We start from the raw sequence: 22,100 nt of genomic DNA, 5'->3' as shown, positions 1-22,100 counted from the left end.
GGGTAAAGAATTATGGATAAAGACAACAAACCAATGCCACCAGACGAGCAAGGGGTGTTGCCGAATAAGGCAACACAAAACAACCGGACGGATGAAAGTGCGGTCAAAAATACGGTTAAAAATACCGTGAGTCAAAAAGATCTACATTTGCTCAACGATTTGCACGCGGCATTGCAACAGGAAAAGCATCATTCTATTTTTATCACCATTTCGTTCTTTTTTGTGCTGCTCACCGCCTTTGTCATTTGGGCTTATAACAGCCCGATTGAAGAAGTCACGCGCGGACAAGGCAGCATTATTCCCACCAGCCGCGAACAGGTTATTCAAAGTTTGGATCCGGGAATTTTAAAAGAAATGCTGGTTAAAGAAGGGGATACCGTAGAAAAAGGACAGGTATTGCTGAAATTAGATGATACCCGTAGTTCTGCGGTATTGCGTGAAAGCCAAGCGAAAGTGGAAAACTTGGAAGCCTTGGCAACACGTCTGAAAACGGAAGCCTATGGTATTCCATTAGAATTTTCTGACCAAATTCCTACCGCACTTCAACAACGTGAACGCGCAGTCTATCAAGCCAAAAAGGAAGCGTTAGAAGAATCCTTGAAAAGCTTGAGCCATAGTAAGTCGTTGTTGGATCGGGAAATTAAAATGACGGAACCTATGGTGGCACGCGGCGCAATGTCGGAAGTGGAATTATTGCGAATGAAACGCCAATCCAGTGATTTGCAATTGCAAATGGCGGAACGGCGCAATAAATACGCGACAGATGCAGGGACGGAATTAACCAAAGTGGAAGCAGAACTATCGCAAGCGCGAGAAAATATGGCGGTGCGTGCTGACCCCGTAGAACGTGCGATGATTCGTTCGCCGTTGAAAGGGATTGTGAAGAATATTCGCATTAACACCATTGGCGGCGTGATCAGTGTAGGGCAAGATATTATGGAAATTGTGCCTATCGAAGATACCTTGTTGGTGGAAGCTTATATTAGCCCTAATGATGTGGCTTATGTGCGCCCCGGTATGCCTGCGCTGGTGAAATTAACCGCTTACGATTACGCTATTTATGGTGGGTTGAACGGGACGGTGACGTTGCTTAGCCCCGACACCTTGCATGATCAAAAACGCCCCAGCGATTTGAAGCTCAACCCTAATGAAGCTTATTACCGCGTGTTAGTCAAAACCGATGGTAGCCATTTGACTGATAAAGAAGGCAAAGAAATGCCCATTATTCCGGGGATGATTGCCTCTGTTGACATTAAAACCGGACAAAAAACCGTATTTCAATATTTGATTAAACCAATTACGCGCATGAAACAGGCGTTGCAAGAACGATAGTCGTTCCAACAGGGATACGCCCAATGTATCCCTGTTAAATGACAAAAATTTACGCCACAACGACATCAAATTGTTCTTGGTTGTAATACACTTCCGTTTTCACTTTAACCTGTTTGCCAATAAAGACTTCCACTTCTGCCAGCAAGCCATGGCTTTCTTCGTTAATCAAATATTCCGCCACCGCAGGGCTAGCGTAAACCGTGAACTGCTCACTGGCGAATAAATGATGCACCCGAATAATTTCGCGCATAATTTCGTAACACACGGTTTCCACGGTTTTCACGTGCCCACGCCCTTGGCAAGATGGACAATCACTACACAAAATATGCTCAAGGCTTTCTCTGGTGCGTTTACGCGTCATTTCCACCAACCCCAACTGCGTAAAGCCGTTCACATTGGTTTTCACACGATCTTTGGATAAAGCGGTACGTAACGCATCAAGTACACGATTGCGGTGATCATCGGTTTGCATATCAATAAAATCAATGATGATAATCCCCCCCAAATTGCGCAGTTGAAGCTGTTGGGCAATGGCTTTTGTAGCTTCAATATTGGTGTTAAAAATCGTTTCTTCTAAGTTACGATTGCCCACAAAGGCACCTGTGTTAATATCAATGGTGGTCATGGCTTCGGTTTGCTCAATAATCAAATAACCGCCTGACTTCAAATTCACACGCTTATCTAATGCAGTATTGATCGCCGTTTCCACCCCATAAACATCAAATAAAGGTTGGTTATTGCCTGAATAAAGCACTAATTTATCCGTCAACTCGGGCATAAATTCTTCCGTAAACTCTTTCACTTCCGCAAAACAGAGCTTTGAGTCAATGCGAATTTTCTCAATCCCTTGCCCAATAAAATCACGCAAGATACGTTGTGCCAACGCCAACTCGCCATAAATTTTTGAACGGGTTGGATATTTAGATTTTCGTTCCAACACCTTGCGCCAAACGCGTTTCAAAAAATCCGCATCTTGCTTTAATTCCGCTTCAGCAACCCCTTCTGCCGCGGTACGAATAATATAACCGCCTAATTCATCACAATAGGGTTCCACCAGTTCTTTAAGACGCACGCGCTCTGCTTCGCTTTCAATACGTTGCGACACCCCAACATGGCTATTTTCCGGCATAAAAACGAGATAACGAGATGGCAAGGTAATATCGGTGGTTAAACGTGCGCCTTTGGTGCCAATGGGATCTTTCACCACTTGCACCACAATATCTTGCCCTTCGCGCACCAGTTCCACAATGTCTTTCACCACAAATTGCTTTTTCTCATTTTCATCCACACATTCGGTGTACGACACAATATCGGAAGCATGCAAAAATGCGGCTTTTTCCAAACCAATATCCACAAAAGCCGATTGCATACCGGGCAACACACGCGTTACGCGCCCTTTATAAATATTCCCCACAATGCCACGCTTCGCTTGGCGTTCAATATGCACTTCTTTTAATTCACCGTTATCCATTAACGCTACACGGGTTTCATTTGGGGTGACATTGACTAATAATTCAACAGAATTCATCTTTAAAATCTCCATAAACTGCCATAAGGATAACGAAGGCAAATAGAAAAACAAGCAGAAATCATGTAAAATGTGCGCTTTATCAAATTTTATAATCAAATTTCCGCTTGAACGATAAAAGTGCGGTAAAATTTTTTGGAGTTTCTAATGTTCGGCTTAGATCCAACGCTAACAACCTTTACGGTTTATATTTTGGGGATGATCGCCATCGGCTTTCTTGCCTATCGTTATACGTCCAATCTTTCTGACTATATTTTAGGCGGTCGCCGCTTAGGTAGCTTTGTGACTGCCATGTCTGCCGGTGCATCGGATATGTCCGGTTGGCTCTTAATGGGTTTGCCGGGTGCGGTTTACGTTTCCGGTTTAGTGGAAGGTTGGATTGCCATTGGTTTAACCATTGGTGCCTATCTCAACTGGCGTTTTGTTGCCGGGCGTTTGCGTGTTCACACCGAATACAACAATAATGCCTTAACCCTACCCGAATATTTTCATCACCGCTTTGGCACCTCCCACAATTTACTCAAAATTGTGTCGGCAAGTATTATTTTAGTGTTCTTCACCATTTACTGCGCATCAGGCGTTGTGGCGGGTGCCAAATTGTTCCAAAACTTATTTGCCGTGCCGTACTCTACCGCCATTTGGTATGGCGCGCTGGCTACCATCGCTTACACCTTTATCGGTGGCTTCTTAGCGGTGAGTTGGACCGATACCATTCAAGCGACCTTAATGATTTTCGCCTTAATCCTTACCCCTGTCGTTGTGGTTTATGCGCTAGGTGGCTTGGATAATTTCCATATTGTTATGGCACAGGCTGAGCAAGTGGCTAATAAAGATTTTACGGATTTATTTACGGGGACAACGCCCCTTGGTTTATTAAGTCTTGCGGCATGGGGATTAGGCTATTTCGGACAACCGCATATTTTAGCGCGCTTTATGGCGGCTTATTCTGCCAAATCCTTAATCAAAGCACGCCGAATCAGCATGACCTGGATGGTGCTTTGTTTAGCGGGTGCCATTGGCATTGGTTTCTTTGGCATTGCCTATTTTTACGCTAACCCACAAGTAGCGGGTGTCGTCAATCATGAACGTGAACAAGTCTTTATCGAACTGGCAAAACTGCTTTTTAATCCTTGGATTGCCGGCGTTTTACTTTCTGCAATTTTAGCCGCTGTCATGAGTACCTTAAGTTGCCAATTACTGATTTCATCTAGCGCAATCACCGAAGATTTCTACAAAGGCTTTATTCGCCCTAACGCCAGTGATAAAGAGCTTGTGTGGCTTGGACGCGCGATGGTACTGATTATCGCAGGACTTGCCATTTGGATTGCCCAAGATGAACACAATCAAGTCTTAAAATTAGTGGAATTTGCGTGGGCGGGATTTGGTAGTGCTTTCGGCCCTGTGGTTTTACTTTCGCTGTTTTGGAAACGGATGACGTCCGGCGGTGCAATGGCAGGCATGCTCACCGGGGCAATTATCGTGTTTAGCTGGAAAAAAATGATCCCAACGGACAGCGTATGGCATGGCGTCTATGAAATGATTCCTGCCTTTGCACTGGCAACCTTAGCGGTGATTGTCTTTTCATTGATTTCAGGCAAACCAAGTCAAGAAATTGTGGACACATTCCATAAAGCGGACGCCGCTTATAAGGATGAAAAATGATTGATTTTCGCCCATTTTATCAACAAATCGCCACCACAGCGTTATCGCCTTGGCTGGAAACTTTACCGTTGCAGCTCAAAAATTGGGAAAAAAATACCCATGGTGATTATGCCAAATGGGCAAAGGTTATCGAGTTTCTTCCCGACACGCCGGCGGAACAAATTGATTTAAAAAGTGCGGTGAAATCCGACCGCACTTTGCCACTCTCTGATGGCGAAAAACAACGTCTTATTCATCATCTAAAACAGCTGATGCCTTGGCGCAAAGGCCCTTATCATCTCCACGGTATCCATATTGATACAGAATGGCGTTCCGATTTTAAATGGGATCGTGTTTTACCCCATCTTGCCCCATTAAAAGATCGCACCATTTTAGATGTCGGTTGTGGCAGTGGTTACCATATGTGGCGTATGGTTGGCGAAGGGGCAAAAATGGTTGTCGGCATTGACCCAACAGAACTCTTCCTCTGCCAATTTGAAGCCGTACGCAAATTACTCAACAACGACCGCCGTGCCAACTTAATTCCCTTAGGCATCGAACAAATGCAACCGCTAGGCGTATTTGATACGGTCTTCTCTATGGGCGTGCTTTACCACCGTAAATCGCCGTTGGATCATTTAACCCAACTGAAAAACCAATTACGCAAAGGCGGTGAATTGGTGTTAGAAACACTGGTTGTTGACGGCGATGAACATACCGCTCTCGTGCCTGCTGAACGCTATGCCAAAATGAAAAATGTGTATTTCATCCCATCTGTGCCTTGCTTAATCAATTGGTTAGAAAAATGCGGATTTGAAAATGTACGTTGTGTGGATGTGGAAGTGACCAGCCTTGAAGAACAACGCAAAACCGATTGGCTCGAAAACGAAAGCCTTATCGATTTCTTAGATCCAACCGACCACAGCAAAACTATCGAAGGCTACCCCGCACCAAAACGTGCGGTGATTATGGCGAATAAGTGAGGTGAATTTTTCATGGGTATCAATATCCCAGCATGGCAGAGCCATACTGGGTTATGCATAAATCAGCCCCTTTGGGGCTGAGAATTAGAGAGACAGAGCTGCTCAACTAGGCGTAACCTGATACGTATTTTGCATACTAGGTATAAAATAGCATATTTTATACGCACAAAACATCAACAAGCCTTATAATTTCAATAACAAAATCAAATCATCAATAGGTGAAACTTGAAAACCATAATTTAGGTAAAACGCTTTCGCCTTATCATTCAATGCGTGAACCAACAACGCTTTAACCTCCACCTGCTGAGAAACTGCGCTTGCTCTCAAAACAGAGTCTTTTAATAATGCTGCCCCCAATTGTTGCCCCTGATGAGTTAAATCAATGGCTAATCGACCTAAAACGACAACAGGAATAGGATCCGGCATATTTCGTCTTAATCCACCTGATACAAATTGATGGCTTACTGATCCGGCCGCTAAAGCATAGAAACCAACAACGTTATTATTCTGACAAATCACAAAAGTACGGCTTGCTTGATTTTGTTGATTTTTCAATGCGTTGCGTTTTAACCAACTATTTAAGGCTTCTTCGCCACAATCAAAATCGTCTAAATGATGAGTGGCATTCAATAATTCAGGTGCAGAATACATTATGCCTCCCAAGGGGCTTTTACCGCCATTAATTTGGCTAATCCTGCATTTTCTTCTGTTGGCTGTTCAAGCACTTCAATAAAGCGGTTAAATTTTTCGCTATCTAATTGAAATACCGTTCTATCTAAAATCACATTTTGCGCATAGGTGTAAGCAACGTCTAACATAAAATCAGAACGACTTTTGCCAAGCAGAGAAGCCGCATAATCAATCATATCCCGTTGCATAGGGTGAACTCTTAAATTAATGGCTGCTGTACGCATAGTTATTCTCCGAAGATATACAATCAATACACAAACCATAATGTATATTGATTGTGTATGCAACATTAACCAGCTAAATACTAAATTTTTGCAGCATTATGCAGTAATTGAACAAGATACCCGAATAAATCTTTCATTCTATTTTATTCCCTTTGAGACAGGGCAAGGTCTTTCGATGAAGCTATTTAAGATGTAATAGCAACTATTTTGTCTATTACATCTCATCTAGTTTTTGGAGTATTTCCTCGGTCTTTTTCATCAAATCAGTAGCAGAACAACCTAGTCCTATGGCTAATTTATAAATACTCTTTCAACCGTAAATGGGGCATTGCGTTCTGTAAATTCAGCCCTTTCAGGGGCAGGTGTTTCATCGTCTGCACAAGCATCTGTTGATGCTGCTGTTAATAATGCAAAGCCAAACAGCAATGCCAAAGCACTATTTAATCAGGCTAAACCTGCTATTTCAAAATATGTTGCATTAATCGCTTGTAATACTCCAACAAGCACTCTTTCTGCTTACAGCGATCCCGATAGTTCCGAACCTAATGGCTTAGGTATGCCACAGCATCTTATGTTTCATCATAAATCAGGTTGCTTGAATGTGTTACGTATAGATGGAATTAAGAAGTTGGCTGCTAATACAGTAGAATTTCAGGTCGTTTATATTTCGCCACAGAGTGAAGAAACCACCAGAAAAACAATGCATGCAATCAAGCAACCAAGTGGTGAATGGTTATTTGATTTTTGGGGATTACGCTGATTTAATAAAATCATACTCCATTAAACGGTGGCTCACCACCTTAAATCAGATAAAAGCAAAAAACCGTTATCTCTCGATAACGGTTTTTCTGAATAATATGGCGGAAGAACTGAGATTCGAACTCAGGGTGGACTCGCATCCACGCCGGTTTTCAAGACCGGTGCATTCAACCGCTCTGCCATTCTTCCGCGGTTAACGGTGGTGAATAATACGGATTTCGTGCCAACCTGTCAAGCGAGAAAATAAAAAAAGTGTTTAATTGCTGTTTTTTAAATCAATGTGAAATTCACCGCGCTTTTAAGATATTGAAAGCATTTGGTGACAGCAATAAAAAAGCGCCCAAAATGGACGCTTTAAAATCGGTAATATTTGAAAATTAGCGGCGTAAACCTAAACGCGCGATAGTTTCAGAATATTTAGCTAAATCAGTACGTTTTAAGTAGTCTAATAATTTACGACGACGAGAAACCATACCTAATAAGCCACGACGACCGTGGTGGTCTTTTTTATGCTCAGCAAAGTGACCTTGAAGGTGGTTGATTTGAGCAGTTAATAACGCGATTTGAACTTCTGATGAACCAGTATCTTTCGCATCACGACCGAATTCTGCAACGATGGCAGCTTTTTGTTCTACGCTTAGAGACATTTTTTACTCCTAAAAAGTAAGTTAATGATACATCATTCGCCGATCTCTAATTCAGCGATGACAAGGAAGTGTGTATTTTAACGACAAATCGAGAAAATGCAATCTTTTCTATTATAGTGCGGTCAGAAAAAGAGAATTTCTGACTACGCTTTCTCCCCGATACAAACCCACCTTTTCAGGCTTCCTGCCAAAGGTAGGTTTATTTTGCTGTTTTATCTCTTTCTTTTGCATTTTACTTTAAATAGCCACTTAAGCGGTCAGTTTTGGGGATTTCTTTGCCATTACCGCATATTGGTGAAGAATAAGCCATAAAAAGCGTAAAAAAGCCCAGAGCACAAGGGCTATCTTCTTGATATTTTGCGCCATTGCCGCAAGGAAGCATTGCATTTGTACTTTCGATAACCCTCTGTAACGGGCGTAGCGATGTCCGTGGTGTTGCTTGGCGTCTGCAAAGCTGCGCTCGACGGTTTCCGCTCGGCGTTTGTAGAGTTTTTTCCCTTGTTCTGACAGTCTGACTACATTGGCGTTGTCCATTGCGGCTTAGATGTGTCGGGTTATCAACCTTTCGGCTTTTGGATTTTCGATATGCCTATTAGATCAAACATCTAGCGAGAGGTCTAGATGTTTGTCAGCGGTCTGAGTAATAGCAATTACTTTGCCTATTACACCAGATTATTTGGGGGCAAAAATATTTCCCCCCCAAAAACCTACCGATTTAACAACGAAAACCGTAAAAACTCTACGAAATGATCTGCCCAATGCATTTCATGGTGAATTTCATTTGCCATAATTTTCAGACGAATATTGTCAATCGGATGCCCTGTCCGTAACAACGCTTGGTAATAACGCAATGTACAATCAATATAAGCTTGGTTCATATTGGAGATAAACATCGCATCCGCGTCATCGCCTTCATTGGTTCCCACTTGGATAAAGACCTTGCTTGATTGATTTAACGGATGGGAATGGATAAAGCCCATAAACGCCGGTTCGCTAAACCATGACGCCAAAGAAAAGACCCCTAAATGACCAAAGATCTCGGGATATTCCGCCCCCATATATGCGGTAATAATGCCGCCCATCGAACTCCCTGCCAGCAACGTATGTTCACGATCTCGCTTTGTTCGATAATGTTGATCAATAAAAGGTTTTACGGTTTCCACCACCCAGCGACCATACGCCATCCCATAACCACCGGCATTTTGTGTATCAGGGGTTGAACCGGTATCTGTTTGCCAAGGACCATATTCATCAAGACGATCCGCGCCGGCATTATCAATCCCCACAATAATAAGTTTAGGGAACTCTTTATGATGCTTAATGGTCGGGATAACTTTCCAAGAATAGCCCGAATAAGATTCTTTGCTGTAAAAAACATTTTGCCCATCGTGCATATAAAGAACAGGATAATGCCCGGCTTCTTCGCGGTAGCCTTTCGGCAATAATACACGAATTCGGCGTTGTTGGTTTAAATAAGGCACATGGAGATAATGCTCGCGCATTTCAAGAAAATAATATTGAAGTGGATCTCGCATTGTAAAACGTCTCGAGTAAAAAATATCGCGCGAAGTATATCACAAATCCAAACATAGAGCACATTGCCTATATTCATTGCCTTACGATAATTATGTAGCAACAAAAAACCCTACCGAAAAATTCGATAGGGTTTTATTTAATTAGTTAGCTAGGCTAACGGATTACCATTGTACCGCAACGCCTGCACCTGCGTTATATTTGCCTTGCGTGCTTGCGCCTGCAGACAATTTCAAGATAATGCGACCGTTGTCAGACATTCTTGAGTAACCCACAGCAAGTGCGCCTTGACCGTCATAGCTACCCACGCCGGCACCCAACGCGCTTTTACCCGGTAAGGTAACTTGTGGAATGTTAGTCATCGCTGTTGCCGCTGCAATACCACTACGTAGTTTGCGGTTCATACGATTTACTTTACCATCAAGTTGATCCACGCCTTTTGCCACGCTGTATAACTGGCTACCGTTGATCGCATCTGTTGAGGTTGCAGAGATTTCACCTGCCGCCACATTTTGAACACGGCGCTCGTTACCTGCAGCACCAACAGAAACCACACCGTCTGCTTTCGCACCGGCGAAGCCACCGTAAGTCATGTTACCCACTTTCGCAGTAGAAACAGTACCTGTTGAGCCTGCCGTTGTGGTTGAACCTTGTGTACCATCTTGTTTTAAGTTTTTGAGGGTACCTGTTGCGCTACCATCACCCGCTGTTGCTGTTGACTTATTACCTAAGTAAACAGAGTTTTCAACAGTGTTGCCTGCTGCTTGACCGGTAATCTTACCGTTTGCATCAAGTTTGTTATTAACATCATTACCCAATACAAATGTATTGCTTGAGTTAATCACGTTATCGTTACCGATCGCATAGCTGCCTGATACTACAACGTTATCTGATGTTGTATTCATGATGATGTTAGGGTCACCGAATGCACCTGATTTTGACGCTGCCACTTGGTTGCCTGTACCGATAGCAATTGAGTTTTCACCTGTTACTGTCGCACCTTTACCCATTGCAAGCGCGTTAGTACCTGATGCTGTCGCTTGGTAACCCACCGCTGTTGCATAAGCACCTGAAGCACTTGAGTCAATACCGTTAGGACCGGTTTGGTCAACTGGTGTCACTTTATCATCATTTGTATGGAAGAACTTGATACCTTGTTCGTTCATATTATGAACCGCAGTAATCACAGAGTTTGTTACAAACTCAGTTTGACCTTCCACGTTGTAAGTGGTTAACGTGTATTGTTTCTCTACTTGGTTACCGTTTTCATCGGTAGTCATGATGATATTGCCATCTTTATCTTTCGCTGTTGAGGTTGTAGAACCATCAGCCGGATTGATAGTGACATTATTACCACCACTTAACGCATAAACTTGCGCACCTGTTACCACATCTGTGCTATCCGGTGTGATATCGCCTGCCGCAACACCTGTGATCTTACCTGTACCCGTACCATCTGCGTTTTTCGCAAAGTTCAAGCTTGGGCCTGAAGCATTATTCACAAGCGTAATTGCCGGGTTACCATCTTTATCAGCAACTGTTAAACCATTCGCACCATAGTTTGCAGTGTTACCTGCTGCATCAGCTACTTTTGAGCCGTTTGCACCGTAAGTTGCGCTGTTACCTGCTGCATCAACAACATTTGTACCTGCTGCAGTCATATCGGTCACATTGCCTTTACCGTCTGCCAGTGTTGAACCATTTAAGCCGTAAGTTGCAGATTTACCATTTGGTACTGCTTTACCGTCTTTATCGGTTTCAACGTAGGTATTACCTGCTGAGCTCATGCTTGCTTTCGCATAAGTTTTTGAGCCATCCGGGTTAGTGATTTCAGTTGGTTTGAAATCAACGCTGTTGATACCGGTTAAGTTCTCGTTCATTTTCACAACAAGTTTGTTGTTCGCTGCATCTGCTTGAACATACAAGTTGTTTGCTGCAGAGTTTTGACCGTTCCAAGCACCTTCGCCTTCAACGGTTAATTTTGAACCTAACGCACGGTGTACCGTGGTAGCGTTGTTGTTACCCGTAAAGTCTAAGCCCGCTACTGCTAATGCTTGTAAATCGCCTGCAGTGACCACGTTGTTAAGTTTATCACCATCTAAAGCATATAACTTATCTGCTGCGCCTTGTGCCGCTTTAACGTTATCTGCATTAGTTGCATCATATTTTGCAGGAACCGTTTTACCATCCGCACCCGGTTTACCATTGTAAGCTTCTAAACCTAATCCGCTTCCAACATTACCCATTGCAACAGGGCCTGCTTCATTTGGCATTGCTTTAATCACAACTTCTGAAGCCGGTTTGCCTTTAACAGGTGTTTGTGCTGTATCCGCAGTACCATCAGCTTTCGCCGGATAGTATTTTCCTGCAGTTGTATCGTAAACTTTACCTTCTAAATCTTTTGGATCATAGAAGTTACCGTCTTTACCACGAACAACTTGGTTACCATCTTTATCAAAATATTCAAATGGTTTGCCATCGTTCATTTCTTTCAGACGATCATCCACATAACCTGCATTTGCAGCTGCAGTTCTGTCTTTTGCAGTGCCATCTAAATTACGTTCGATGTCTTTTAAGCCAGTAACAGAACCAGTACCTTTAGCGTCATCGCCTTTGCCATCTTTAGCGAATGCTAAGCTTGGGTTGTTGTTACCGTTTTCATCAACTTTGTTCGTTAAAGAAGCAACCGGTTCAGCATCTTTGCCGTCTTTACCATCTTTACCGTAAAGGTTCACACCTTCAGGGGTAACTGTGGTTTCGCTCGTAACGTTACCGTCTTTATCCAACGCTTTTGTGCTTAAGCCATCTGCACCATAAGTGCTTTCTTTCGCTTCGCCTGTGGTTGGATCAACTGTTTTCACTGTTGAACCATCAGCTGTGTAATCTGCTGATTTCGTTGTGTTACCATCTTTATCTTTTACAGTTGCGTGTGTACCGTCTGCATCCATTGTGGTTTCTTTAGTTTCGCCTGTTGTTGGATCAACCACAGTTACTTTAGAACCATCAACTTTGTATTCTGCAGATTTTTCTGTACCATCTGCTGCCACTTCTTCTAATGTTGTACCATCAACTTTATAAGAAGCTGCTTTCTCTGTACCGTCTGCTGCAGTTTCTTTTAACTCAGTGCCACCCACTTTATAAGAAGCGGTTTTTTCTGAACCATCTTTTGCAGTTTCTTTAATATCAGTACCTTTTGCCGTTGTGGTGCTAACAGACTTATTACCTTCTGCATCGGTTTCTACCATTTCAGTACCGTTTAAACCGTATGAAGCGGTTTTACCGTTTTCTACAGGTTTGCCATCTTTATCAGTTTCAGTGTAAGTATTACCTTTTGAACTGATGTTTGCTTTAGCATAAGTTGTTGAACCATCCGGGTTAGTAATTTCAGCCGGTTTGAAGTCAACGCTGTTAATACCTTTTAAATCTTCCGTTAGGCTGATCACTAATTTGTTCTCATCGCCTTTTGATTCAACGTGGATATTATTCGCAGCTGTTGCACCAAAGTCTGCTTTCGTTTGGTTCGCGTTTGTTGTTTCGCCTTCGATGGTTAATTTCGTACCTAATGGACGATGAACATCTTTGTCTTCAGCAGCATTATTACCTGTGAAATCTAAGCCCGCTTGTGCAATCGCTTGTAAATCGCCAACGGTTGCAGCGTTGTTTAACTCAGCGCCTTTTTTCGCTAATAATCCGGATTGACCATCTGTACCCGCCACTGCGTTTTTCGCAGCTTCTGCACCGATTGGACCGTTTGCATCTTTACCGTTTAAGCCAATGGTGCTCTTCACATTACCCATTGTTGTAGGTGCTGTTGTAGAGCCATCCGGGTTTACTACAGAAGCGATTGGATTTTTTACAGGTGTTGCGTCAGCTTTCGGTTCGCCATTATCTTCTACTTGATCAGCCGGGTAATACTGACCATTGTTCGCTTTCACTAAACGGTTGCCGTCTGCGTCTGTATAAACCACAGAACCCGCTTCGCCGTTACGTAATGCGTTTACTTTGGTGGTTAAGTCTTTGCCGTTTAAGCCGTCTTTACCTGTAGGGCCCGTAACTGAAGCGCCTGTTGTACCGTTAGAACCGTCTTTGGCGTCAGCACCGTTACCTGAAATACCTTGTGTCGCTAACGCAACGGCAGGTTCATCGCCTTTTTTCACGGTTAAGTTGCCGTCTTTATCACGACCTAAAGTGGTAGTTACACCATCATCGCCTTTTAAGCCAATGCCATCAACGCCGTAAGTAGCTTCTTTGTTGCCATCTTTAACGGTTGTGCCTGTTGGTTTTAACGTTGTTGATTTAGTTGGGTCAGCAGGATCAACCACTGCCACAGAGGTTAAGTTCGCTAAATCTGATGCCATTTTCACAACTAATTTGTTGTTTGTCGCATCGGCTTCAACATATAAGTTGTTCGCAGCCGTTGATTTACCTGTCCAACCTGCTTCTGTTGAACCTTCGCCTTCAACGGTTAATTTCGTACCTAACGCACGGTGTACCGTGGTAGCGTTGTTGTTACCCGTAAAGTCTAAGCCCGCTTGCGCAATCGCTTGTAAATCACCAACGGTTGCAACGTTGTTTAAACCTGTGGTGTCATCTAATAAATCTGTCACCGCAGTTTTCGCATCGTTTGCTGTAATTGGACCAGCGCCGTTGTTCGGACCGATATTGCTCTTCACATTACCCATTGTTGTTGGTGCTGTTGTAGAACCATCCGGGTTTACTACTGAAGCGATTGGATTTGCTTCAGGTTTTGCACCTGCTAGCGGTTCGCCGTCTTCGCCCACTTGAGCTGCAGGGTAATATTGACCATTGTTCGCTTTCACTAAACGGTTGCCGTCTGCGTCTGTATAAACCACTGAGCCCGCTTCGCCGTTACGTAATGCGTTAACTTTGGTAGTTAAGTCTTTGCCGTTTAAGCCGTCTTTGCCTGTTAAGCCTTGACCTGCTGCGCCTGCTGTACCTGTAGAGCCGTCTTTACCGTCTTTACCTGTACCTGCGATAGCTTTAGCATCGTCTGCTGTTGCTTTCGCATCATCTGCAGTCGCTTTCGCGGTGTCTGCCGTTGCTTTTGCATCATCTGCAGTCGCTTTCGCTGTATCTGCGGTTGCTTTTGCATCGTCTGCGGTCGCTTTCGCTGTATCTGCGGTTGCTTTTGCATCGTTTGCGGTTGCTTTCGCTGTATCAGCCGTTGCTTTTGCATCATCTGCAGTTGCTTTCGCGGTATCAGCTGTTGCTTTTGCATCGTCTGCAGTCGCTTTCGCAGTATCAGCTGTCGCTTTAGCGGTATCTGCAGTTGCTTTTGCAGTATCAGCTGTTGCTTTAGCGGTATCTGCAGTTGCTTTTGCATCGTCTGCAGTCGCTTTCGCGGTATCTGCGGTTGCTTTTGCAGTATCAGCTGTCGCTTTAGCCGTGTCGGCTGTTGCTTTTGCTTGGTTTGCAGTGGTTTCAATGGTATTGATCTTATCTGAGAAAGTTGAAGATAAGCCATAAACGATTTTACCTGCACCATCTGTTGTGACATTTAAATCGCCACTTGCACCAAAGGTTAATGAATCGTTCGTAGTTAAATTCCAAGTATCTGCATTACCTGAAGTATTTGCTTGTGCTGAAGCGCCATTTTCAATAGAGAACGTATAAGTACGAGTTGAGTCCGCACGACTTTCAACCACTTTTTTCAATTGCGCTACGTTCACAGCGTCTGTGTCTTCAGAACCTGCCGCCACGTTTACGATTTGACGAGTATGCGTTGCATTACCCACAGAAACCGCTGCTGCATTTGCTTTCCAAGTTTTATCTGTTATGGTTGAAGCCTTATTAGTTAAGATATCGTAACCGCCTGTGGTTGCGATATCACGTGTCGTCACAGAACCTGCACCTAACGCTACGCCACGAGAAATATTTGCTACAGCTTGGTCACCAATCGCCGTTGCGAAAGTAGATGTAGCATTTGCTTGGTTACCCACTGCGGTTGCGTTACCTGCTAATGCATTTGCCACAGGACCAACGGCTGTCGCACGTTCTGCTGTTGCATTCGCAAGTACGCCTAATGCAAGAGCATCTTTAGCAGAACGCGCTGCGTTACCCATTGCTGTACCGCTATCACCTGATACACTTGCATTGTTACCGATTGCAACCGTATTCGCTTTGCCTGCTGCTGAAGCACTGTTTAGACCAATGGCAATGGCCTGATTTCCTTGTGCTGTTGCATTTGGACCAATCGCAATGGCATTGTCACCTGATGCACCATTGTTGTTTTGGTTATTTGCATTTGTTGATTTTACAGAGAAATATTTGATTGAAGAGCTGCCCATTTGGTTTTTAAGCTCGTTCGCCACCATATATAACTGTGAACCGTTGATCGCTTCAGTAGAAGTTGCTGACACGTTACCTGCTGCAACGTTGATGATTTTACGTTGACCACCTGTTGCGTTAGTCCCTACGCTCACAAAGTTACCTGTGCTGTTAACCGTACCCGCAAAACCTGAATAGCTTACGCCATTTACCGTTGCGCCTGTTTCGTTAGCAATAGCGTGTGAACCACCTGTACCAGAGTTTGCACCCAATACCACTGAATTTGCAAGACCGGTACCGATTGTGATACCTGAACCTAATGCCGTTGCATTTGCTGAACTTACGTTGTTACCGGAACCCAGAGAAACGGCACGCACAGAGTTTTCACCAATGGTTGCATGGCTACCTAATAAGGTGGCGTTAGTTGAGCCTGCAGAAATATTACTTGCTAAACCGATTGCAATTGCACGTTCTGCATAGACTTTAGTGGTATCACCGTAAGCACTTGCGTAGATTGCATTCGCCACGGATGATGTACCGATCGCAGAAGCACCTTTACCTGTTGCATTCGCCCCTTTACCAATCGCTAAACCACCAACCTTTTCACTGTTTTGAACGATTGCATTCGCACCGATTGCTACTGTGTTATCATCTGTTGCTGTAGCATTCATACCTAAAGAGGTTGCATTTGCACCAATCGCTTTAGCCTCTGCCCCACCGCTGTGGCATTTACTGATGATGCTGTTGAACCCGCACCAATCGCAATTGCAGCCTGCCCAGTTGCTGAACCTTCTGCAATTGCCGCATAAGAATCTAAGCTTACAGACATTGAACCTAATAAAACAGCGGCTGTGGCAGCTGCACCGATATTTAATAATCCCACACTTGCGCGGTCATCCGTTTGTGACGCACTTTTACCGTGAGCTTTGGTTAATTCCGACACAACAACGGCTTTACCTGTTGCTCGATTAAAAATCACTTTGAAAATTTTGTTCATAAGTCCTCTATGAATATAGATAAGTAATACAATAAGATTGCGACAAGCTCAGTCATTTATGCCATCCATGCTCACTCCAAGGCTTTGCAGGCAAAAAAGAAGTCATACCAGCATATTTCATTCACAAAAAAGACGGCGCTTTGTGCGCCGTCCATGCGAACCTGATAATAAATTAGGTACAACTACACAACTCATTCTGAACTTAAAACTATCTTTAGAAAACGTAGCATCAAGCAGCATCAAGCAGCATCAAGCAGCATCAAGCAGCATCAAGCAGCATCAAGCAGCATCAATCCAGCCCTTTCTCGTTAACTTTGGTTATTTTACAACAATTTTTGTAAGAATTGTGTATAAAAATTGTAAAGTAATGTAAAGAATGTCAAACACATTCATTGACACAGATCAATTATAATGGAAATAAAGTGGAAAATAAATATCCAAATTCCCTAATCCCCCATTATTTCCACGATTTTTAGACAAATTTGAATGGTTTCAGCGCTGGATATAAATCCCCAGCCCCAAAGGGGCTGATTTATGCGTAACCCGGTATGGCTCTGCCATGCCGGGATATTCGCCCCTGATGTCCCCACGATTATTTTGGGGCAAATGTGATTTGCCCCTACGATTCGCCCAAAATCCCACGCCGTATTTGCGTTTGCGGACAGGGATAAACCCTGTTCCTACGGGTGATTTGGGTGCGGGATATTTCCCCTTGGCGGTTTACATCACACGACTACCTGCTTTTGCGCCTGTATCCACATCAAGCAAGAACAAATCTGCCCCACCGGTGCCGGCGGATAAAATCATCCCTTCTGACATACCAAACTTCATTTTACGTGGTGCCAGGTTTGCGACTACAATCACATGACGACCAATCAGATCTTCGGGTTTGTTATACGCGGCTTTAATACCTGAGAAGACTTGGCGTTGTTCAAAACCTAAATCCAATTGGAATTTCAACAACTTATTGCTTTCCGGCACCGCTTCACAGTGAATGACTTTTGCTACTCGCATATCAATTTTGGCAAAATCATCAATACTGATTTCAGCTTCCACCGGCTCAAATTCGGTAGAAACTGCGGTGGATTTTTCCGTTGTTTTTTCCGCTTTTGGTGCGGCATTAACCGCGGCATTTTCTGTTTTAGAAGCTTCAATCATCGCGTCAATTTGTTTTGGATCTAAACGACTAAACAAAGCTTTAAACGGTGCAATTTGATGTGCCAATAAAGGTTGGGCTAAATTTTCCCAGGTTAATTCAGCTTGTAAAAAAGCTTCCGAACGTTCCGCTAATTTTGGAAGTACCGGTTTCAAATAACCCATTAACACACGGAACATTTGAATCCCTTGCGAACACACTGCCTGTAATTCCGCATCGCGTCCTTCTTCTTTGGCAATCACCCAAGGGGCTTTGTCGTCCACATATTTATTGGCTTTGTCCGTTAACGCCATAATTTCACGGATGGCTTTACCAAATTCGCGGTTTTCATAATAAGTCGCGATTTGTTCCGATTGGGCAATAAATTCATTAAACAACGCTTCGTCATCTAATTTTTCTGCCAATTTGCCGTCAAAACGTTTTTGGATAAAGCCCGCGTTACGCGAAGCTAAGTTCACTAATTTGTTCACCAAATCCGTATTCACGCGTTGTACGAAATCGTCAAGGTTTAAGTCTAAATCGTCAATACGGTTGCTTAACTTCGCCGCGTAGTAATAACGTAAACATTCCGGATCTAAATGTTTGAGATAAGTCGCCGCTTGGATAAAGGTTCCGCGGGATTTTGACATTTTCTCACCGTTCACGGTCACATAACCATGGACAAAAATATTGCTTGGTTTGCGTAAATTTGCCCCTTCTAACATTGCCGGCCAGAATAGGCTGTGGAAATACATAATGTCTTTACCGATAAAATGATAAAGCTCTGCGTTGCTGTCTTTTTTCCAGAAGGTATCAAAATCAATATTTTCGCGTTTGCATAGGTTTTTGAAAGACGCCATATAACCAATAGGCGCATCTAACCAAACGTAGAAATATTTATTTTCTGTGCCCGGGATTTTGAAGCCAAAATACGGCGCATCGCGCGAAATGTCCCATTGTTGTAACCCGCTATCAAACCATTCTTGCATTTTGTTCGCCACTTCCGATTGCAACGCGCCCGAACGGTTCCATTCTTTAAGCATGGCTTCAAAACTCGGTAAATCAAAGAAGAAGTGTTCACTTTCTTTAACCACCGGCGTTGCGCCCGATACTGCTGAACGAGGGTTGATTAATTCTGTAGGGCTGTAAGTAGCTGAGCACACTTCGCAGTTATCGCCATATTGATCTTCCGCTTTACATTTCGGGCAAGTGCCTTTTACAAAACGGTCAGGCAAGAACATGGATTTTTCAGGGTCAAATAATTGCGAAATGGTGCGACTTTTAATAAAGCCGTTTTCTTTTAAACGCGTGTAAATCATTTCTGATAACTCGCGGTTTTCTTCACTATGGGTAGAATGATAATTATCAAAACTAATGTTAAAACCGCAGAAATCCGCGTAATGGCTTTGTTGTACATCTGCAATAAGTTGCTCAGGCGTAATCCCCATTTGATCCGCTTTTAGCATGATTGGTGTGCCATGGGCATCGTCTGCACAAACGAAGTGAATTTCGTTGCCACGCATACGTTGGAAACGCACCCAAATATCCGCTTGAATATGTTCAAGCATATGCCCTAGGTGAATGGGGCCATTTGCGTAAGGTAACGCACAAGTAACAAGGATTTGACGGTTTTGTTTTGACATTGTAATAACCTTAAATTTGCTAAAAATTGCGGGAATTTTACCTGAAGTGCGGTATTTTTTCCAGTTGAACCCAATTTTACTTAACAGTTTAATCCGTTCATGTTTTAATAACCGAGAATTTTACTCTAGTGTTTAGGAAATATTATGTCTATCCAATTTTCAGCCAATCTTCAAGCTGATCAACAAGCTCAACTTGAGCAAATCTTCAAACAGTTTCAACACCCAAGCTTACAACAAGATTTAATTGCTTTAAGTGCGGTGAAAAAAATTGAAAAAGGTGGGGATGTTTTACGCATTGAACTGCAAATGCCTTTTGCGTGGAATACCGCCTTTGAACAACTCAAAGCGGCATTATCTCCTGCATTATTACAGACAGCAGATGCCAAAGAAATCAAATGGGCGTTGCATTATCAAATCGCTACCTTAAAACGTGCCAATAATCATCCGGCTGTTAAAGGGGTAAAAAATATTATCGCCGTTACGTCCGGCAAAGGGGGGGTTGGGAAATCCACCACCAGCGTTAACCTTGCTCTCGCCTTACAAGCACAAGGGGCGAAAGTGGGGTTGTTAGATGCGGATATTTATGGGCCATCCATACCGCATATGCTTGGTGCAGCGGATCAACGCCCGACTTCCCCGGATAATCAACATATCAACGCCGTCATTGCCCACGGTTTACAAACCAATTCCATTGGTTATTTAATGGACGCCAATAACGCCACCATTTGGCGCGGGCCTATGGCAAGCAGTGCGTTGAGCCAACTGCTCAATGAAACCTTGTGGAATGAATTAGATTATCTTGTTATCGATATGCCACCCGGCACAGGCGATATTCAATTGACGTTGTCGCAACAAATTCCTGTCACCGGTGCCATTGTGGTGACGACACCGCAAGATATTGCGTTACTCGATGCCGTGAAAGGTATCTCGATGTTTGAACGGGTTTCTGTGCCTGTATTGGGAATTGTGGAAAATATGTCCATGCATATTTGCTCAAACTGCGGTCATCATGAACCGATTTTCGGCACAGGCGGCGCAGAAAAAATTGCGGAAAAATATAGCGTAAAAGTCTTAGGGCAATTGCCGTTGCACATTTGCTTACGTGAAGATTTGGACAAAGGCACCCCAACGGTGGTTTCTCATTCCAACGAAGAAATCCGTCAAGCTTATTTGCAATTAGCAGAAAAAGTCGCCAGCGAATTATATTGGCAAGGGTCGGTTATCCCCGGGGAAATTATGTTTCGGGAAGTGAAGTAATTTACGATAAACGCGACCAGACTTATTAAATTCAGCCCCTTTGGGGTTGAATTTGATAGTAAAAAATCCCTATAATTTATATTACCTATTATAAAAACGTTCAAACGATGATAAAACAAGTTATTGGCATTAGAACCCACTGCTGGGGACAAGCTGAAGAAAAATTATATTCAACGTTATTAAAAGCATTCCCCAAAGAACATATTTTTGTTATTGCAGATGAAATGAAAGGTGAAGTTCTTACCCCTAATTTCATACAAAAAATTAATTGGAATGAAGCATTTTTAGAGCGTAAAAATTTATTAAATTACAATCATTTCAATCGCGGTTTGGGTTGGCTTTGTGGTGACTATTTTTATTATGCTTTTGAAGAACAAGTAAAAGCGGATTTTTATTGGTTAATTGAACCGGATGTTGTTTTTTCATTTTCTAATTTAAACGATTTTTTCGACAAAACAGAAAGCTATCAAGAAGCCGCATTGCTCTCAGATTATAAGCAACTCGCTGAAGATCACTATTGGTACAAGCCGGCAACGCTAATTGACACAACGCCCTACGGTTGTTTATTTCCCTTAACCCGTCTTTCTCATAAAGCCGTTGAAGTCTGCTATACAGAGCGTAAACGCATTTCTGAAATTTACAAAAAAAGACAAGCATTTAGCCACGACAACAACCCAGTAGGAATTCATTTCCCTAATGATGAAGTCCTTGTCGCAACAACACTAGTCCGTGAAGGTCTCTCTATAAAATCTCTTAATGATATTTTCCCAACTTCTTATCATTGTTTTAGTTATCATAACGTTTTTTCTTTGCCCATTGATAAAGGCTTTGAATTAGAAAATCAAGTTATTCACCCTGCTCGGTCTTTACCCTTTGTAACAGAAAAATTAAGTAGAGATATAATTTCCTTATTAAATAAAGAAAATCCTTTCCATTCATTATTTGTTGAACGAAACGATATTTCTTTTCTGTCTGCCCAAATCGGACAAAATGTTGCTCATTACATACAAGAGAAATTGACTAATAAAATATCAACTTTTTACACTTTAACTTTAATTAAAGATAAAGTGTATTCAGAATTAGAAAATTATATTAAACCTACTAAAATATGGGTTTATGAAGATAGAGTTTTTGTTATTGATTTTGTGAAAAATAACCGTACGTTTGCACTGGATTTTAGTATTGAAAATGAATGTATTCGCTGTGAAACGTTTGAACGCTATGGTAACGGTGATGATTGGCAAGAGATTTTCTTGCGCAATTCTCAGTTTATTCAGCGAAACAATAGGATTGTTTTATTTTCCGCTTTTATCAATGATGAGGATTTATCTGAAAAAATTGCGATGAGCTTAAAATTGTTTTATGCCGCATTAGATGAATGTTAATGATACAATATCGCTTTTTTCAGCCCAGCATGTAGGGATTAAAAAACCTAGCACGGTT

General features: G+C 42.8%; 15 protein-coding genes, 1 tRNA gene and 1 pseudogene. 7 read left to right on the top strand and 10 right to left on the bottom strand.

All coding sequences use genetic code 11. The features are described 5' to 3' along the window. Positions 1–12 precede the first annotated feature (12 nt). A complete protein-coding gene (locus E7T07_RS01880; RefSeq protein ID WP_246046076.1) occupies positions 13–1,332 on the top strand; it encodes an HlyD family type I secretion periplasmic adaptor subunit in 1,320 nt (439 codons plus the stop codon). A gap of 49 nt (positions 1,333–1,381) precedes the next feature. On the opposite strand, the gene rng is transcribed toward E7T07_RS01880, so the two are convergent. Then, positions 1,382–2,860 (bottom strand): ribonuclease G, encoded by a 1,479-nt coding sequence (gene rng / locus E7T07_RS01875; protein ID WP_135709237.1) that lies wholly within the window; start codon positions 2,858–2,860, stop codon positions 1,382–1,384. A 147-nt stretch (positions 2,861–3,007) separates the two neighbouring features. Here rng and putP point away from each other — a divergent pair, with 147 nt between their 5' ends. Both putP and cmoB read left to right on the top strand, forming a co-directional pair. Beyond that, positions 3,008–4,522 carry a sodium/proline symporter PutP gene (gene putP / locus E7T07_RS01870; RefSeq protein WP_135709236.1) on the top strand — a complete coding sequence of 505 codons (1,515 nt, stop codon included), beginning with the start codon at positions 3,008–3,010 and terminating at the stop codon, positions 4,520–4,522. Continuing rightward, on the top strand, positions 4,519–5,484 hold the full coding sequence (gene cmoB / locus E7T07_RS01865) for a tRNA 5-methoxyuridine(34)/uridine 5-oxyacetic acid(34) synthase CmoB (RefSeq protein ID WP_135709235.1): 966 nt from the start codon (positions 4,519–4,521) through the stop codon (positions 5,482–5,484). Before putP ends, cmoB begins: the two co-directional genes overlap by 4 nt. A 183-nt stretch (positions 5,485–5,667) precedes the next feature. Here cmoB and E7T07_RS01860 read toward each other — a convergent pair whose 3' ends face one another. Beyond that, complete coding sequence (locus E7T07_RS01860) at positions 5,668–6,135, bottom strand: GNAT family N-acetyltransferase (protein ID WP_135709234.1); 468 nt, start codon at positions 6,133–6,135, stop codon at positions 5,668–5,670. Beyond that, positions 6,135–6,398: a type II toxin-antitoxin system TacA family antitoxin gene (locus E7T07_RS01855; RefSeq protein WP_135709233.1), complete on the bottom strand. Its 264-nt coding sequence runs from the start codon at positions 6,396–6,398 to the stop codon at positions 6,135–6,137. Before E7T07_RS01855 ends, E7T07_RS01860 begins: the two co-directional genes overlap by 1 nt. Positions 6,399–6,726: 328 nt before the next feature. Between E7T07_RS01855 and E7T07_RS01850 the strand changes: the two genes are divergently transcribed. Further along, positions 6,727–7,158, top strand: coding sequence for a hypothetical protein (locus E7T07_RS01850; RefSeq protein ID WP_135709232.1), 432 nt, complete (start codon positions 6,727–6,729; stop codon positions 7,156–7,158). A gap of 98 nt (positions 7,159–7,256) precedes the next feature. On the opposite strand, the gene E7T07_RS01845 is transcribed toward E7T07_RS01850, so the two are convergent. The 6 genes and pseudogenes from E7T07_RS01845 to E7T07_RS01820 all read right to left on the bottom strand — a co-directional run bounded on the left by E7T07_RS01845 (position 7,257) and on the right by E7T07_RS01820 (position 16,622). Beyond that, positions 7,257–7,346: transfer RNA gene (locus tag E7T07_RS01845), tRNA-Ser, on the bottom strand. Positions 7,347–7,534: 188 nt separating this feature from the next. Beyond that, positions 7,535–7,804 (bottom strand): 30S ribosomal protein S15, encoded by a 270-nt coding sequence (rpsO, locus tag E7T07_RS01840; RefSeq protein WP_135709231.1) that lies wholly within the window; start codon positions 7,802–7,804, stop codon positions 7,535–7,537. 249 nt (positions 7,805–8,053) lie between these two features. Next, a pseudogene (locus E7T07_RS01835) lies at positions 8,054–8,335 on the bottom strand (transposase); the annotation flags it as partial. 176 nt (positions 8,336–8,511) lie between these two features. Then, the gene (locus tag E7T07_RS01830) at positions 8,512–9,339 is read right to left on the bottom strand and encodes an alpha/beta hydrolase (protein ID WP_135709230.1); all 828 of its coding nucleotides are present in this window, start codon (positions 9,337–9,339) and stop codon (positions 8,512–8,514) included. Positions 9,340–9,501: 162 nt separating this feature from the next. Continuing rightward, positions 9,502–16,296, bottom strand: coding sequence for a YadA-like family protein (locus tag E7T07_RS01825; RefSeq protein ID WP_135709229.1), 6,795 nt, complete (start codon positions 16,294–16,296; stop codon positions 9,502–9,504). A gap of 2 nt (positions 16,297–16,298) precedes the next feature. Next, positions 16,299–16,622 (bottom strand): ESPR domain-containing protein, encoded by a 324-nt coding sequence (locus E7T07_RS01820; RefSeq protein ID WP_135709228.1) that lies wholly within the window; start codon positions 16,620–16,622, stop codon positions 16,299–16,301. A gap of 58 nt (positions 16,623–16,680) precedes the next feature. On the opposite strand from E7T07_RS01820, the gene E7T07_RS01815 reads away from it, so the two are divergent. Further along, positions 16,681–16,995, top strand: coding sequence for a hypothetical protein (locus E7T07_RS01815; protein WP_135709227.1), 315 nt, complete (start codon positions 16,681–16,683; stop codon positions 16,993–16,995). A gap of 347 nt (positions 16,996–17,342) precedes the next feature. On the opposite strand, the gene metG is transcribed toward E7T07_RS01815, so the two are convergent. Then, the gene (metG, locus tag E7T07_RS01810) at positions 17,343–19,400 is read right to left on the bottom strand and encodes a methionine--tRNA ligase (RefSeq protein WP_135709226.1); all 2,058 of its coding nucleotides are present in this window, start codon (positions 19,398–19,400) and stop codon (positions 17,343–17,345) included. A 144-nt stretch (positions 19,401–19,544) separates the two neighbouring features. On the opposite strand from metG, the gene apbC reads away from it, so the two are divergent. Together apbC and E7T07_RS01800 are read left to right on the top strand one after the other, a co-directional pair. Next, on the top strand, positions 19,545–20,657 hold the full coding sequence (gene apbC / locus E7T07_RS01805; protein WP_135709225.1) for an iron-sulfur cluster carrier protein ApbC: 1,113 nt from the start codon (positions 19,545–19,547) through the stop codon (positions 20,655–20,657). 107 nt (positions 20,658–20,764) lie between these two features. After that, a complete protein-coding gene (locus tag E7T07_RS01800; RefSeq protein WP_135709224.1) occupies positions 20,765–22,042 on the top strand; it encodes a hypothetical protein in 1,278 nt (425 codons plus the stop codon). The last annotated feature ends 58 nt before the right edge of the window (positions 22,043–22,100 follow it).

Origin of the sequence: Actinobacillus porcinus (assembly GCF_901764995.1) — a bacterium.
Lineage (GTDB): Bacteria > Pseudomonadota > Gammaproteobacteria > Enterobacterales > Pasteurellaceae > Exercitatus > Exercitatus porcinus.
Note: the sequence above shows the minus strand (reverse complement) of the source record. Positions and strands in the feature narration are given on the sequence as shown.